Source organism: Frateuria sp., from assembly GCF_035695185.1.
Lineage (GTDB): Bacteria > Pseudomonadota > Gammaproteobacteria > Xanthomonadales > Rhodanobacteraceae > Frateuria_A.
Window position 1 is genome coordinate 1 of record NZ_DASSES010000074.1, and the last position, 14,459, is coordinate 14,459.

At 68.5% G+C, this 14,459-nt stretch carries 17 protein-coding genes and 1 tRNA gene; 11 read left to right on the plus strand and 7 right to left on the minus strand.

All coding sequences use genetic code 11. From position 1 onward, the window contains the following. Nucleotides 1-795: tyrosine-type recombinase/integrase (locus VFH59_RS05125; RefSeq protein WP_325163810.1), on the plus strand; the 795-nt coding region annotated here is incomplete at its 5' end. Here VFH59_RS05125 and VFH59_RS05130 read toward each other — a convergent pair. Both VFH59_RS05130 and VFH59_RS05135 read right to left on the minus strand, forming a co-directional pair. After that, entirely contained in the window at nt 792-1,472 is a 681-nt protein-coding gene (locus tag VFH59_RS05130; RefSeq protein WP_325163811.1) for a hypothetical protein, read from the minus strand. The genes VFH59_RS05125 and VFH59_RS05130 overlap by 4 nt on opposite strands. A gap of 117 nt (nt 1,473-1,589) precedes the next feature. Continuing rightward, nucleotides 1,590-2,135: a hypothetical protein gene (locus VFH59_RS05135; protein WP_325163812.1), complete on the minus strand. Its 546-nt coding sequence runs from the start codon at nt 2,133-2,135 to the stop codon at nt 1,590-1,592. 379 nt (nt 2,136-2,514) lie between these two features. Between VFH59_RS05135 and VFH59_RS05140 the strand changes: the two genes are divergently transcribed. The 3 genes from VFH59_RS05140 to VFH59_RS05150 all read left to right on the plus strand — a co-directional run bounded on the left by VFH59_RS05140 (nt 2,515) and on the right by VFH59_RS05150 (nt 4,234). Next, nucleotides 2,515-2,907 carry a hypothetical protein gene (locus VFH59_RS05140; protein ID WP_325163813.1) on the plus strand — a complete coding sequence of 131 codons (393 nt, stop codon included), beginning with the start codon at nt 2,515-2,517 and terminating at the stop codon, nt 2,905-2,907. A gap of 45 nt (nt 2,908-2,952) precedes the next feature. After that, nucleotides 2,953-3,798 (plus strand): DNA-binding protein, encoded by an 846-nt coding sequence (locus tag VFH59_RS05145; protein WP_325163814.1) that lies wholly within the window; start codon nt 2,953-2,955, stop codon nt 3,796-3,798. A 235-nt stretch (nt 3,799-4,033) separates the two neighbouring features. Next, nucleotides 4,034-4,234 carry an AlpA family transcriptional regulator gene (locus VFH59_RS05150; protein ID WP_325163815.1) on the plus strand — a complete coding sequence of 67 codons (201 nt, stop codon included), beginning with the start codon at nt 4,034-4,036 and terminating at the stop codon, nt 4,232-4,234. Between the two features lie 100 nt (nt 4,235-4,334). Here VFH59_RS05150 and VFH59_RS05155 read toward each other — a convergent pair. From VFH59_RS05155 to ftsY, 5 genes are all read right to left on the minus strand, one after another. Continuing rightward, nucleotides 4,335-4,410 (minus strand) — tRNA-Phe (locus VFH59_RS05155). Nucleotides 4,411-4,477: 67 nt separating this feature from the next. Continuing rightward, nucleotides 4,478-4,756, minus strand: coding sequence for an oxidative damage protection protein (locus VFH59_RS05160; RefSeq protein WP_325163816.1), 279 nt, complete (start codon nt 4,754-4,756; stop codon nt 4,478-4,480). Nucleotides 4,757-4,854: 98 nt separating this feature from the next. Continuing rightward, a complete protein-coding gene (gene mutY / locus VFH59_RS05165; RefSeq protein WP_325163817.1) occupies nt 4,855-5,940 on the minus strand; it encodes an A/G-specific adenine glycosylase in 1,086 nt (361 codons plus the stop codon). Beyond that, complete coding sequence (locus tag VFH59_RS05170; protein WP_325163818.1) at nt 5,937-6,992, minus strand: AsmA family protein; 1,056 nt, start codon at nt 6,990-6,992, stop codon at nt 5,937-5,939. The genes mutY and VFH59_RS05170 overlap by 4 nt, the downstream gene beginning before the upstream one ends. A 6-nt stretch (nt 6,993-6,998) precedes the next feature. Beyond that, the gene (gene ftsY / locus VFH59_RS05175; protein WP_325163819.1) at nt 6,999-8,132 is read right to left on the minus strand and encodes a signal recognition particle-docking protein FtsY; all 1,134 of its coding nucleotides are present in this window, start codon (nt 8,130-8,132) and stop codon (nt 6,999-7,001) included. A gap of 154 nt (nt 8,133-8,286) precedes the next feature. Here ftsY and rsmD point away from each other — a divergent pair, with 154 nt between their 5' ends. From rsmD to VFH59_RS05210, 7 genes are all read left to right on the plus strand, one after another. Then, nucleotides 8,287-8,853, plus strand: a complete 567-nt coding sequence (rsmD, locus tag VFH59_RS05180; protein WP_325163820.1) for a 16S rRNA (guanine(966)-N(2))-methyltransferase RsmD — start codon at nt 8,287-8,289, stop codon at nt 8,851-8,853. A 25-nt stretch (nt 8,854-8,878) separates the two neighbouring features. Beyond that, nucleotides 8,879-9,418, plus strand: coding sequence for a pantetheine-phosphate adenylyltransferase (gene coaD, locus VFH59_RS05185; RefSeq protein ID WP_325163821.1), 540 nt, complete (start codon nt 8,879-8,881; stop codon nt 9,416-9,418). Continuing rightward, nucleotides 9,411-9,908, plus strand: coding sequence for a hypothetical protein (locus VFH59_RS05190; protein WP_325163822.1), 498 nt, complete (start codon nt 9,411-9,413; stop codon nt 9,906-9,908). Before coaD ends, VFH59_RS05190 begins: the two co-directional genes overlap by 8 nt. 169 nt (nt 9,909-10,077) lie before the next feature. Then, nucleotides 10,078-10,338, plus strand: coding sequence for a YfhL family 4Fe-4S dicluster ferredoxin (locus VFH59_RS05195; protein ID WP_325163826.1), 261 nt, complete (start codon nt 10,078-10,080; stop codon nt 10,336-10,338). Next, entirely contained in the window at nt 10,335-12,059 is a 1,725-nt protein-coding gene (ggt, locus tag VFH59_RS05200) for a gamma-glutamyltransferase (RefSeq protein WP_325163823.1), read from the plus strand. The genes VFH59_RS05195 and ggt overlap by 4 nt, the downstream gene beginning before the upstream one ends. 166 nt (nt 12,060-12,225) lie before the next feature. Continuing rightward, the gene (locus VFH59_RS05205) at nt 12,226-13,095 is read left to right on the plus strand and encodes an MBL fold metallo-hydrolase (RefSeq protein ID WP_325163824.1); all 870 of its coding nucleotides are present in this window, start codon (nt 12,226-12,228) and stop codon (nt 13,093-13,095) included. Then, nucleotides 13,092-14,129, plus strand: coding sequence for a TMEM43 family protein (locus tag VFH59_RS05210; protein ID WP_325163825.1), 1,038 nt, complete (start codon nt 13,092-13,094; stop codon nt 14,127-14,129). The genes VFH59_RS05205 and VFH59_RS05210 overlap by 4 nt, the downstream gene beginning before the upstream one ends. The last annotated feature ends 330 nt before the right edge of the window (nt 14,130-14,459 follow it).

Sequence of the window (14,459 nt, forward strand, 5' to 3'; positions counted from 1 at the left end):
CTGCGGGAAGCAGCCAAGGTCCGCTCTTATCTGCAAGCTGCCTACAACGCGGGCATCAAGGCCAGGCAGTCCGCGAAAGCCAGTCCCGAACTGCGCGCGTTGAAGATCACCACCAACCCGGCGCGGGACCTGGCGACTATCGAGGGCGCCTCTGCCACCCGCGACCGGGCGCTGAGCTTGGCCGAGCTGCGCGCCTACTGGCGACGCATCAAGACCCTGCCGGACCACGAGGGCGCAGCCCTGAGGTTCCACCTACTGACCGGCGGGCAACGCCTGGACCAGCTCGCGCGTGTCACTCTGTCGGATTATGACCACGACCAGAAGACAATCACTATCCGCGACCCTAAAGGGCGCCGGAAGGACGCGCGGGCGCACCTCGTCCCTTTAATTCCTGCCGCAGAGGAAGCCATGCAGGCGATGGCGGCGGAGCGGCTGGGACCTTTCATCTTTACGGTTACCGCCGGCGAGCGGGGCGTCACCTATCCGACGATGAACAAGCGATGCGCTGCCGTCTCGAAGGCTATGGAAGAGGCCGGGGAGCTGCCGGGCGGCTACTTCACCCTAGGCGATCTTCGGCGCACCGTGGAGACTCGCCTCGCAGCCGAGGGGACATCGCGGGAGGTTCGCGCTCAGCTGCAATCCCATGGTTTGGGCGGAGTGCAAGCCCGGCACTATGACCGGCACGAGTACCTTCAAGAGAAGCGAGAGGCCCTACTGACGCTGTGGCGATTACTCAACCGGGAGCAGGCCAAGGTCCTTCCAATGAAGCGCAAGCGACCCTCAGCCGTGAGCTAGCTGCTTAATGCGCGAAGGGCAACTGCCCGTCCTGGCTCAAGGTCTTTGAAGGCCTGGGTTACGGGTCGGTCGCCTTTGTCGAGGCCGTTTAACAGCTTGGCCAAGTGCCCGATCGTCCAGTCTAGAAGTTGCAGGTCGTCAGGCTGAACCTGTGGGCCGACCTGTTCTGAAAACTTCGGCTGCGACCGTTCAGCAAGCTTTGGCAATCTCGCGACAGTCCCGCTTGCAAGGCGGTGCAAGTCGAGGATCGTAGGGAGGGTCTGCGGCGAAACGCCCAGTACCATCTCTTGAAGGCTGTCCCAGTGAGCCAAGATCGATCGGGCCTCTATGGTCGCCCCCTCGACGGCCTCCGCAAAGGCTCTGGTTCGGTATTCGTGGACCTCGGCCGGGGTAAGCGGAAAATCGCCTGCCGTTGCAGGCGTTGCGCTCCGAATCTTAGCTAGCACGACCTCGGCTGAGGCTTGCTCACAGACGACGCGAACTTCCCTAAGCATCGTGTACAGCGGAGCGAAGATCGGGGCAATGATGCTCTCTAAGTTCTTCCGCCGGGCCTCCGTCTGATGCCGCCAAAGTCCGTAGGCTCCAGCAACCGCTAGGACGGTCGAACTGAGCGCGGCCACCACTGTGGCGGTGTTGTCGTCGAACGGATGCAGCAATGGGAGCTTCAAGACGAGCATCAGTAGGCAGCCAGCCGCGCCCCCCGAGATAAACCAAAGTCCCTGTCTCATCACCTGTCCTCGCTCAGAACGTGTATCCGTCTTCCTGCACATATCTGTTGTTTTGGACCGGCCGCCTTACAGCACTTTAAAGGCGCTTCTGATTGACTGCTGGTAATCGTGGAGAGCCTGTTCGCGCACCTGGCGGGTGAACCCGTGCTGAGCGAGCACAGGCTCAACAAAGGCATCAAGCATCCGATCGGTGTCCTGGAAGAACTGCCTGTCAGACTCCAGGCCATCTATCAGCCGGTCGACTCGCCCAAGCTCGACGTCGTCGGCGGCTTCCCGGAAGAAGTGGTGAGCGAGCAAGCGGCGACGGCGATTAGCCTCGGCTAGCCGAACGCTCAGTTCCTCCGGGATGGGGCCGTGCTTAGCCAGGCGCTTGGTCAACTCGCCCAGCGTCTCGCTGAATCGGGCATCGTAGTAGGAGTCGTACTGTTCGGGCGTCCAGCGACCCCCAGTCTTCTTGTGGAGGTCTAGCCAAACAAGGGCATTGACTATCCCGTGCTCCAGTACCTGCACGAAGTACATGGCAAGTCCGTACCGGGCACAAAGGCGCTTGAAGGGAGGGTCGGACCGGTCCCCGTACTCGTCTTCATCTTCCGCGCTGTCGTCGGCCGCCATCGCAGCTCCTGAGCCTGATGAATTTAATGGTCAACTTAGCCCTAAGGAACGCGTGGGCCTTCCCACACGCTCCTGGCTCCGTGTGGATGAATTTAGTCGTCAACTTAGCCGGAAGGAACGCTCGGCATCCCCCGACGTGTCCGAGAACCGTCTAGCTGGGTTTAGTAGTCAACTTAGCTGAAAGGAAGCAGCGACCCGTCGCGCGCCCGCTGGGACACTACGGTCGAATTTAGTCGTCATCTTAGGAGGAGGCCCGCCCTGGCTCCTCCCTCAGCAACCCTCAGGGCAATCCACTAATCAACCAGTCCACCTTGCGAGTGCTGGGCCTCACGGCCACGGCGGCTTTGCCGTGCGCGCTCGCCTACCCCAAAGGAAATCAATGCATCTCGAACGTACCCCCAAGCTTTTCGTCGACGCGGACGGCTACTGCTGCGCGCGCGTCCCGCTCGCCAAGGCCGGCATGTATGCGGTCCTATTCGCGGGAGACCTGGCCCGTCTGGTGGCCAACGGCATCCCGCTCAACTGGTTTTTCAACCTCAACGGGCAGCGCACCTTTGGACACGTCAAGGTCGCCATACCGCACGACAACGTGCGAGCCGTGGCCCGCCTGATCACCGGAGCAGGGAAGGGGCGGCAGGTCCATTACCGCGACGGCAACCGCTTGAATCTGCGCAGGGGACACCGGGTCGGGGTCGAGGGTGGCCGGGCGACGGTCGACGCGGCCGAGCTGCTGGAGAAACAGGCAGGGCGGGCGGCGGGTGACTCCGATTGAGCACCCCCGTAGCGCCTGCCAGGCGGCAAGCAACAGCGAGGCGCGATGACGGACATACAGCGCACCCTAGCGGACTGGCAGGCCCTTCCGGTCACTATGGTTCCCCTTGAGGGAATCGAGACCGACGAGGCGCTACAGCCACGCACGCGGGACGTTGTGGCGGCAAGGGATCGCTACCGGTTAGACGAGGCATCCCAGCTTCATATCGCACGGCTTCGCGCCGACCTTGCGGCGTTTCCTGGCAAGGAAGTCGAGCCGCTGTTGTTGGCCGACGTGGACGGGCGGCGGCTGCTAGTCGACGGGCATCACAGGAGGGAAGCCTATCGCCTGGCCCACCGTACCGTGGCCCCAACCCGCGTGTTGCGCCTGAGCATGGGCGAGGCGGTCATGGTCTCCAAGCTCGTCAACTGCGGAGGAGTGAAGCTCCCTCTGCATCCCGAGCAGGCCAAGGAGGCGGCCTGGCAATACCTGGCCCACGTCACGGAGCGCGGGAGACGGCCGCTACCGTCCGGCCAGTCTCGCCGAGGGATCGCTGGCACCTTCGGCGTCAGCAAGTCGACGGTCTGCCGCATGATCGAGATGCTCCCCAAGGTGAAGCTAGGGGACTTCGGCGAGGATGCGCTAGACCCCGGCACAAGCTGGCCCCGGTGGCGTCAGTGCCGAGGGAACGCCTGGAGGGATGTGCTCGACGATGTCCCGCTAGACGATCGCCTAAGACTCAAGGCGGAGAAGCTGGCCGAAAAGTTGGCGGCCATGCTCGACAAGGCAGGCCCGAAAGTCTCTCGGATGGCAACCGCGATCCTGGTAGCGGAACGCAAGGACGAGACCGCCGATTGCCTGGAGCAGTACCTAGTCGCCGAGGATGCGGGCGAGCCGCATGGCGACTACTGAGGCTCTTGTGTCCCAAATTGGATGCCTAGCGGGACAGCCGAGCGTGTCCCAATAGGACAGGCGCCGATGTTCTGGCGGAAATTTCCGAGACGGTATCTAACCATCGGTCGACCCGCGCGACCCCCCGGTACCCCACCTTTCCCTTCAACCTATTGCCCGCCACGGGCATCGCCCGGCCTTGCTTCGGCATCGCTGGAGATTGCCCGTGCGCGGCACCTTTTCATCCCGAGGAACCATGATCGAACAGAACAGCGGCGCACCCGTGCGCCTCATCCGTCTGCCTGAGGTCTGCAAGCGCGTCGGCCTCAAGCGCGCGACGATCTATGCACTGATGGGCGACGGGAAGTTCCCGCGCCAACGGAAGCTCGCAGCCAACAGCGTTGCGTGGGTAGATCGCGAGGTCGACGCCTGGATAGCCGAGCGCATCGCCGCGTGAGCAGCAACCTACTTTCGGACAAACGGCAACCGAACGGCAACGGACGTTGCCTTGCGGACAAAAGAAAAGGGCCTGCATCTCTGCAAGCCCTTGATATTACTGGTGGCCGGGGACGGAATCGAACCGCCGACACGGGGATTTTCAATCCCCTGCTCTACCAACTGAGCTACCCGGCCGGGAAGAGGGCAGGACGCGTGGTGCGTGCTGCGGAGCCGCGCATTAAACAGGGTGCAGGCGTTTGCGTCAAGGCTCGCCGGGGGCGACATAGCCGGCGGGCTGGGCGACGTCGCCACCGCCGAAGAAATATTTCTCCATCTCGGCCGCGAGGAACTGGCGGGTCTTCGCCTCCAGCGGGTTCAGGCGGTACTCGTTGATCAACATGGTCTGGTGGGCCAGCCATTGCTGCCAGGCCTGCTTCGATACCTGTTCGTAGACGCGCTGGCCGAGCGGGCCGGGCCAGGGGGCGAAGTCGAGGCCTTCGGCGTCGACGCCGAGCTTGGCGCAATGGACGGTGCGGGGCATACGGATCTTCCTCGTTGCCGTTCGTCCTGAGCGTAGGCCGCTGGCCGAGTCGAAGATGCCGCGGCGCTTCGACTTCGCCCGCCTGTCGCGGGCTACGCTCAGCGCGAATGGCTGGTGTGTGACGCGAGCGGTGGATGCAACGTTTCGAGCAAGGTGCGCACCGGGGCGGGCAGGCCGAGCGTCGGCCATTCGTCGCGGGCGTACCAGCGCAGGCGCGCATTATCGGCGATGGCGGGGTGGGCTGTCGCGCCGTCGAAGAGCAACGGTTCGACGGCAAGGCGGTAGTGGCTGAAGACGTGGACGAAGGGCGGGAGCGGCCGTGCGTCGTCCAGGTGCGCGTGTGCCTGCGCCTGGCGCCAGGCCGCTTCGTGGTCGGCCGCCTCCGGCAGGCTCCACAGGCCGGACCACACGCCGTCCGGGCCGCGCCGCTCGAGCAGCACGCGGTCCCGGGTATCGCGCAGTACCAGCATGGTCGTGCTGCGCGACGGCAGGGTCTTGCCCGGTTTCGGCGTGGGCAGTTGCGCGGTGCGGCCCTCGCGGCGGGCGACGCAGGTCCCGGTGAGCGGGCAGGCCAGGCAGAGCGGGCGCGTGCGCACGCAGACGGTGGCACCCAGGTCCATGATCGCCTGCGTGTAATCGGCCACGCGCTGGTGCGGCGTGTGTGCCTCGGCCCGTTCCCACAGCTGCTTCTCGACCGCGCCCTGGCCAGGGTGGCCTTCGATGCCGTGATAGCGGGTCAGGACGCGCTTGACGTTGCCGTCGAGGATGGCGAAGCGCAGGCCGTGCGCCTGGGCAAGGATCGCGCCGGCGGTGGAGCGGCCGATGCCGGGCAGCGCGGCGAGCGCCTCGAAGTCGCGCGGCAGCTCGCCGCCGTGGCGTTCCACGCACAGCTGCGCGGCGCGGTGCAGGAAGCGCGCGCGGCGGTAGTAGCCCAGGCCCGACCAGAGTGCCAGCACCCGGTCCTCGTCGGCGGCGGCCAGGTCGGGCAGGGTGGGCAGTGCCTCGGTGAAGCGCAGGAAGTAGGGGATGACGGTGGCGACCTGGGTCTGCTGCAGCATCACTTCGGACAGCCACACGCGATAGGACGCGCGCTGCCCGTCCGGCGTGGTGGCTTGCCAGGGGAGGTCGTGGCGCCCGTGGCGGTCGAACCAGGGCAGCAGGTCGGTGGCGAGGGTGGAGTTCATCGGGCGCTGCTGCTGGCCGGGGCCGCGGGCGCGCTGGTGCTCGACGCGGTGGCGGGCGCGAGCTGCAACTGCAGGCCTTCGACGTGCACGCCGGCCACGTCGAGCGTGGCCGCCTCCACGTGGCCACTGCCCGGCGGCACGCCGAGCCGGGGCCCCTCCTCGTCGCCGATGTGCGACCACCAGCGCGCCACGCCCAGCGGCGGCAGGCGCAGGTCCACGTGGTTGCCGGGGCCGTCGAGCTTGAGCGCGAGCAGGAGTGGCTCGCTCTGGTTGGCCGGGGTCAGCTGCAGCGAGATGTCGTAGCGACCGGTGTCGGCATGGTCCATCGAGCCGGCGAGCGTGGCCGAGGCATCGGCGGCGCCGTGCCAGTGGGCCTCGCCGGTCAGGCGCATCGCCAGCGTGGCGCCGCGGGTGAAGTCCAGGTCGATGTCGTTCAGCTGCAACGCGTTGCCCTGGATGCGTGGCGTGGCGGTCAGGCGCAGCTGCATCGGCGTGCCGCCGGCATCCCGGGCCGCGATCACCAGCGGGAACGCCTGGCCCGAGAGCAGGTTGCCGGCATCCAGCGAGAAGTCGCGCAGCAGCAGCCGGTTGCCGCTGACGATGGTGCCGCGCGAAATGCGCACGCCGGTGTCTATGCGCGGGATGTTGGGTGCGCCGCCGCCGCCCGACGGCAGGCCGGACAGCCAGGCCTGCAGCGCGTCGAGGTCCACCCGCGGGGCGTCGATCTCCAGTCGCGAGATCACGGTCGGGCCGCCGAACAGCGTGCTCCAGGGCAGCGCCAGGCGGCCGTTTGCGGCCAGCAGGATCGGCATGCTGGCGCCCTGTGCGGTCAGGGTGAGCCCCTGCAGTTCGAGCGCCGGCCGCGGGAACAGGGTGGGGCTCGCCGGACTGGCCAGGCTGAGTTCGAGGCCGGCCTGGCGCGCCTGTTCCTGCAGCAGCGCGGTGAAGCGCTCGGGCTGCAGCAGCAGGTAGACCGTCACCAGCAGCGCGACCAGCCCGGCGACGAGGACACCGGCCAGGCCCAGCAGCGCGTAGCGCAGGCGCCGCGTCATCGCGCCTTACGCACGGGCCAGCGTGGCCGGCAGCAGGCCGTCGACGAAGGCGCGCGCGTCGAACTCGCGCAGGTCGGTGGCGCTTTCGCCCAGCCCGACGAAGCGGATCGGCAGGCCGAACTCGCGCGCCAACGCGAACATCACGCCGCCCTTGGCGGTGCCGTCGAGCTTGGTCACCACCAGGCCGGTGACGCCGACGATCTGCTGGAACTGGCGCAGCTGGCTGATCGCGTTCTGGCCGGTGGTGCCGTCGATCACCATCAGCACCTCGTGCGGCGCCTCCGGGTCGAGTTTCTTGAGCACGCGGGCGATCTTGGACAGCTCGTCCATCAGCCCGCCCTGGGTGTGCAGGCGGCCGGCGGTATCGGCGACCAGCACGTCGGCGTTGCGCGACCGGGCGGCCTGCAGCGCGTCGAAGATCACGCTGGCCGCGTCGGCATCCTGGCCCTGGGCGATCACCGGCACGCCGTTGCGCTCGCCCCAGGTCTTCAGCTGCGCCACCGCGGCGGCGCGGAACGTGTCGCCGGCGGCGAGCAGCACCTGGCGGCCCTCGTCGCGCCAGCGGCGGGCGAGTTTTCCGATCGTCGTGGTCTTGCCCACGCCGTTGATGCCGACCGTGAGCACCACGAAGGGCTTGCGGCCGCCGATTTCCAGCGGCTGCTGCACCGGCACCAGCATCGCGACCAGTGCCTCGCGCAGTGCACCGAGCAACGCGTCGGCATCGGCGAACTCGCGCTTGTGCATGCGCTTGCGCAGGCCTTCGACCAGGGTGGTGCTGGCTTCCACGCCGACGTCGGCAGTGATCAGCAGGGTCTCGAGCTCGTCGAGCAGGTCGTCGTCGAGCTTCGGGTGGCGGACGAACAGCGAGCTCAGGCCCTTGGCGAAACCGCTGCCGGCCAGGCGCTCGCGCCAGCTGCGCCGGGTCGGGGCGGGTTCCGGTACGGCCGCGGGGGGAGGCGGCTCGTCGACCACCGCCGGCTCGGCGGGGGCCAGTTCGGCACGGGCCTCGTCCAGCACCGGGCTGGCGTTGTCCAGGGCGGCGACGTCCGCGGCGTGTTCGTCGCCCGGCGGCGTCTGGCCCTGCTCGGCCGGCTGCTCCGAAGTCGTTTCGGCGGGTTTCTTCTTCCAGAACTTGAGCATTGCGGCAGCGTTTCCAAGACAATGCGCGGATGCTATCACCCGCTACCAGACTGGCCGCTGAGGGCCGCCTGCGCCGTCCCTGCACGTGGCCGATCCTGGCCGGGTGGGGGAGGACGGTTGCGCACGAGGTGCGTTCCTGCACCGGAGCCCCGGCGTGACCGGGCGGATCCGCATCATCGGCGGCCGCCTGCGCAATTCGCGGCTGGAAGTGCCCGACCTGCCGGGCCTGCGCCCGACCCCGGAGCGCGTGCGCGAGACGCTGTTCAACTGGCTGGCCCCGGTCATCGAGGGCGTGCAGGCGCTGGACCTGTGCGCCGGTACCGGGGCGCTGGGCATCGAGGCGCTTTCGCGCGGCGCGGGCAGGGTGCAGTTCGTCGAGCGCGATGCGCGCGCGGCGCAGGCGCTGCGCGCCAACCTGGCGCGGCTGAAGGCCGAAGGCGGGGCGGTGGCGGTCGCCGATGCCACCGCCTTCCTCGATGGCCTGGCCACGCCGTCCGGTCTGGTGCTGCTCGATCCACCGTTCGACGCGCAGTTGTGGACACCGCTGGCACAGCGGCTCGAGGCGGGTGGCTGGCTGGCGCCGGAGGCATGGGTGTACGTCGAATCACCCCGTGGACTCGAACCCGCGTTGCCGCCGAACTGGCGCCAGCACCGCGAGGGCCGCGCGGGCGAGGTGCGTTATGCGCTCTATCGCCGCTGTGCGGAGCTTCCATTAAGCTAGCGCCAACTTTCGTCGCAGCCCAGCCGTGAACCCCACTCCGGTCAACAAGCGCCTGGCGGTCTACCCGGGCACCTTCGATCCGATCACCAACGGCCATGCCGATCTGATCGCGCGCGCCGCACCGCTGTTCGAGCGGGTGATCGTGGCGGTGGCCGAGAGCCCCAACAAGGGCAAGGGTCCCGGCTTCAGCCTCAACGAGCGCATCACGCTGGCCCGGCTCGCGCTGGCCGATCTGCCCAACGTGGAAGTGCGCGGGTTCGACTGCCTGCTGGCCAACCTGGTCGCCGAACTGGGCGCCGGCGTGATCATCCGCGGGCTGCGCGCGGTGTCGGATTTCGAGTACGAGTTCCAGCTCGCCAGCATGAACCGGCACCTGATCCCGCAGGCCGAGACGCTCTTCCTCACGCCGGCCGAGCAGTACAGCTTCATTTCCTCCTCGCTGGTGCGGGAGATCGGCCGCCTCGGCGGCGATATCTCCGGTTTCGTGCATCCGGCGGTCCAACAGGCCATGCGGCAGCGCTGGCGCAAGACTCAAGTCCACTCACAGGGAGACACCCATGCGTAAGTTCCTGATCGCCGCAACCTTCGCCCTCGCCGGCAGCCTGGCCCTGTCGGCCTGCAACAAGCAGGAAGACAACCAGCAGAACACCCAGCAGGCGGCCGCCCCGAAGCCGACCAACCCGAACGACGCCCAGGCCTGGAACGCCTACCTCGGCCAGATCGTGCAGAACAACATGCAGGGCATGACGGCCGAGCGCCCGTATGCCTACCTGGTGCCCGCCGGTGACGACGACGACTCCCAGGCCAAGTACGATCGCCAGCTGCAGAACGTGCAGGACGTCATCGCCCGCGGCGTGCAGCCGGGCAACCTGCTCGCCTTCGCCGGCCCGAGCTCGGCCAAGACCGCCGACTTCGTGACGACCGCCTTCCAGGGCGCCAAGCCGGGCACCTTCAAGGACGTGATCGTGCTGTTCATCGGCGACCAGGCGGACAAGGACCGCGTGACCACCGCGCTGCAGCCGACCGGCGCGACGGTGCGCTTCGTGGCGATGTAAGCCACGCGCCAGCGCGTGTCGATGCGCCCGCGATGCCCGAGGCATCGCGGGCGTTCCTTTTTCCACGGTCCGCAAAAGACCGCGCCGCGGCCGTTGGCCGGGATGACGCCAGCGCGTCAGCGGGCAAGCGGGAGAGCATTCCCCGTTCCCCGGCGTTACCATGGACGCCATGTCCCTGAAGATCCTCGACACCTGCGTCAACTGCGACGTCTGCGAACCCGCCTGCCCCAACAAGGCGATCTCGATGGGCGAGGACTACTACATCATCGATCCGGCCCTGTGCACCGAGTGCGTGGGCCACCACGACGAGCCCCAGTGCATGGTCGTCTGCCCGGTCGAGTGCATCATCATCGATGCCGATCGCGCCGAGACGCGCGAGCAGCTCGAACTCAAATACAGCCAGTTGATGGCCAAGGAGACCTCGGCATGAGTTTGTCCCTGCGTTGGCGCGCCCTGTTGCTGAGCCTGCTGCTGACCAGTACCGCCGCCTTCGCAACGGATCCGCCCGCCCGGGCCAGGCCAGCCTCTGCCGCCGCCGCGCCCGCGCAGAAGCCGGGCCATGCGGCGATCGCCAGCGCGAATTTCCTGGCCACCAACGCCGGGCTGGAAGTGCTGGCCAAAGGCGGCAACGCATTCGACGCGGCGGTCGCCGTGGCCTCCACGCTGTCGGTCGTGGAGCCGGAGAGCTCGGGGCTGGGCGGCGGCTTCATGGCCGTGCTGCGCCGGGCCTCGGACGGGCGCGAGGTGTTCATCGATGCGCGCGAGGTCGCGCCGGCGGCGGTGGATTCGAAGGACTACGTCAATGCCGACGGCTCGCCCAACCGCGACGCCGCACTGAACGGGCCGCTCTCGGCCGGGATTCCCGGCGAGCCGGCCGGGCTGGCCTGGTTGGCGGGACGCTACGGCAGGCTGCCGTTGTCGGCATCGCTGGCGCCGGCGATCCGCACCGCGCGCGACGGCTTCCAGCCGGACAGTCGCCTGCGCAACGCCATTGCCGGGCGTGCCGATGACCTGCGGCGCTGGCCCGCCTCGGTCGCCAAGTATTTCGTCGATGGCAAGCCGCCGGTCGAAGGCAGGCTCTGGCGCGACCCGGACCAGGCGCACACGCTAGAAATCCTCGCCAGGCAGGGCCGCGACGGCTTCTACCAGGGCGACGTGGCGAAGACGCTGGTAGCGGCCGTGCGTGCGGCCGGCGGCAACTGGACCGAAACGGACCTGGCCGGCTACCGGGTGAAGGAACGCGCGCCGATCAGCGTGGACTACCGTGGCTACCGCATCGTCACCGCGCCCCCGCCGTCCTCGGGTGGCGTGGCCATCGCCGAGATCCTCAACATCCTCCGCGGCGTGGACATGCAAAAGCTCGACCGCGCCCACCGCGTGCACTACGTGGTCGAGGCGATGCGGCGCGCCTTCCGCGACCACAACGACTACCTGGGCGACCCCGACTTCGTGAAGATGCCGCTGGACATGTTGCTGTCGCCGTACTACGCCGATGGCCTGCGCCAGAGCATCCTGCCGGACCGGGCCACGCCTTCCTCGATGCTGCCGCACACCGGCGCCTCGGATCCGGGTCCCCACACCACGCATTTCTCGATCATCGACAAGGACGGCAACATGATCGCCGTCACCTCGACGGTGAACTACACGCTCGGTTCCACCTTCGTCGCCGCCGGCACCGGCGTGCTGCTCAACGACGAGATGGACGACTTCGCACTGGTGCCCAACAAGCCCAACGTCTACGGCCTGCTCGGCAGCAAGGCCAATGCGCCCGTGGGCGGCAAGCGCATGCTCTCCTCGATGTCGCCCAGCCTGGTGCTGGGGCAGGACCGCACCGCGGTGATCGGCTCGCCCGGCGGTTCGACCATCATCACCCAGGTGCTGGAAGGCATCCTCGCCTTCATCGACGGCCAGGACGCCGGCGCCATCGTGGCGCAGAAGCGCTTCCATCATCAGTTCCTGCCCGACCGCGTGGACGTGGAGCAGGGCGTGTTCGACCCGGCCACCACGCGCGAGCTCGAGCGCATGGGCTACACGCTGCACCCGCGCGATCCATGGGGTTTCATGAACGTGGTGACCTGGGACCATCGCAGCAACCGGCTGGACGCGGCCAGCGATCCCCGCCGTCCCTCCGGCCTGGGCAAGGTGCAGTAGCCGCGGAACGGGCAAGCCCGGGCGGGGCCAGCGCCGCGGTCCTGCGTCGGATTGCACGGCATGCGCCACGCCGTGCCCGGCCCGGTCCCCGCCGTCGCCCCTGTGCGCCCCTCGGCACGACTGCGTAGAATCCCTGCGCAGGCATCCTTCGAACAGGGGACGTGTCATGCAATTGTGGTCCCTTGAGGGCAACACCCAGAAGCTCGATGGCGGCGCGATGTTCGGCAACGCGCCCCGGGCGATGTGGGCGCGCTGGATCGAGCCGGATGCGGAAAACCGCATCCCGCTCGCCTGCCGCTGCCTGCTCGTGAAGGACCTGGACGGACGCAACGTCCTGTTCGAAACCGGTATCGGCGCCTTCTTCGAACCGAAACTGCGCGAGCGCTACGGCGTGGTGGAGGACCGCCACGTGCTGCTCGAATCGCTGGCCCAGGCCGGCCTGTCCCACGAGGACATCGATGCGGTGGTGCTCTCGCACCTGCACTTCGACCACGCCGGCGGCCTGCTCGCGCCATGGGCCGAGGGCGAGCCACCGCGGCTCTTGTTTCCCAACGCCACCTACCTGGTCGGCGCCGGACACTGGCGCCGCGCGCAGGCGCCGCACCCGCGCGACCGCGCCTCGTTCATTCCGGAACTGGCGGGGCTGCTGGAGGCCAGCGGCCGGCTGGAGCTGGTCGAGGGCCCGTATTCGAAGACGCTGGGCACGTCGGTGCGTTTCCACTTCTCCGACGGTCACACACCAGGGCTGATGCTGGCCGAAGTCGGCGGCGTCGTGTTCTGCGCCGACCTGATCCCCGGTCGCCCGTGGGTGCACCTGCCGATCACCATGGGTTACGACCGCGCGCCGGAGACGCTGATCGACGAGAAGCGTGCCTTCCTCGAAGACAAGCTTGCGCGTGGCGTGCGGCTGTTCTTCACCCACGATCATGCCTGCGCGGCGGCCCGGGTGACCCGCGACGAGCGGGGCCGCTTCGGCACCACCGCCGAACAGGCGACCCTGCGCGGCGAGACCGCCGACGCCGGGGCGACCGGGTGAACCGGCACCTGCGGATCGGCACGCAGGCCCTGCTGCTGCGCGGCGGCGGCGCCGTGCTGCTCATCGCGGGCCTGGGCCTGGCCGCGGTCACCGAGCGCAGCCTGCTGGCGCACCACCTGGCTGCCGTGCGCCACGGTGGCGACGTGGTCCAGGCGGACTCGCGCGGGCCGCAACCGGGCCAGCACGGCAGCATGGTGCTGGTCTCGGGTACGCCCGCGGTGATCGAGGCGCCGCACGATGCGCAGTTCAACCTGACCGTGGCCACGCCGGTGCTCGACCGGCACGTGGAGATGTTCCAGTGGCGCGAGGTGCACGTGGGCAGCGACGTGCATTACGAGCTGGACTGGTCCGACCAGTTGCAGGACACCCGCCGGTTCGAACAGCCGCGCGGGCATGCCAACCCCAGGGTCATGCCGCTGCGGAGCGCGCGCTTCGTGGCCGGAAAGGTGCAGGTCGGCGGCTTCACGCTGGGCCCGTTGCTGGTTCACGCGTTGCCGGGCGCGGAAACGGTGGCGCCGGACCCGTCGCGCCTGCCGGCCAACCTCGCCGCCAGTTTCAGCCTGTATCACGACTACCTGACCACCAGCGTCGACCCCGGCTCGCCGCATCTGGGCGATGTGCGGGTGAGCTGGCAGGCGGTGCCGCTGCAGCCGGTGACGATCCTCGCCCGGCTGGACGGCGATCGGCTGGTGCGAGCCAGCCAGGCGGACGATCAGGGTTTCCAGGTGCAGGTGGGCGTGCGTTCGCTGGGCGACCTGTTGCCCGATGTGCCCGATCCGCCGGAATTCACGACCGCCCGCCGGTCGGGCGCGATCGCGCTGGCCGCACTGGGCGCTTTCCTGCTGTTGTGGGAACGCCGCCGGCGCCTGGGCGACGTGGTGCTGGCGCTGGCGGTGGGAGTGACCGCGATCGGCGCGGTGTCGTGCGCCTCGTGGCTCGGCGGCGACTGGCGGCCCGTGCTGGACTGGCTTGCCGTCACGGCCGCCGGCGTGCTGGTGGTGGTCGTGCTGCACCGGCGGATGGGGCGGGCCTGATCGGGCCGGCAGGCTTTCCGCTTGCGAGGGCTCGCGCTGCCCGAACGTCCGCCCGCCTGACGGCGTCTTGCGGAGGGTGCGGGGTTCGGGCGCCCCGGCTCGAGGCGGACGCTTCGACTTCGGCGCTTCGCGCCTACGCTCAGCGCGAACGGTTCGGGGGAGGCCCCTCCGGGAACCGGATCCGGGGCGCTAGCTGTGATCTCTCAGTAGGTTGTTCACCCGGGGCGATCCCGGGATTCTGGAGGTGCGACCCAACCAGCACACCAGGAGCCCCGGATGAACCTGCATAAACATGCCCGTCTTACGCCTCGAGGTCGAGCCCTGCTCGTG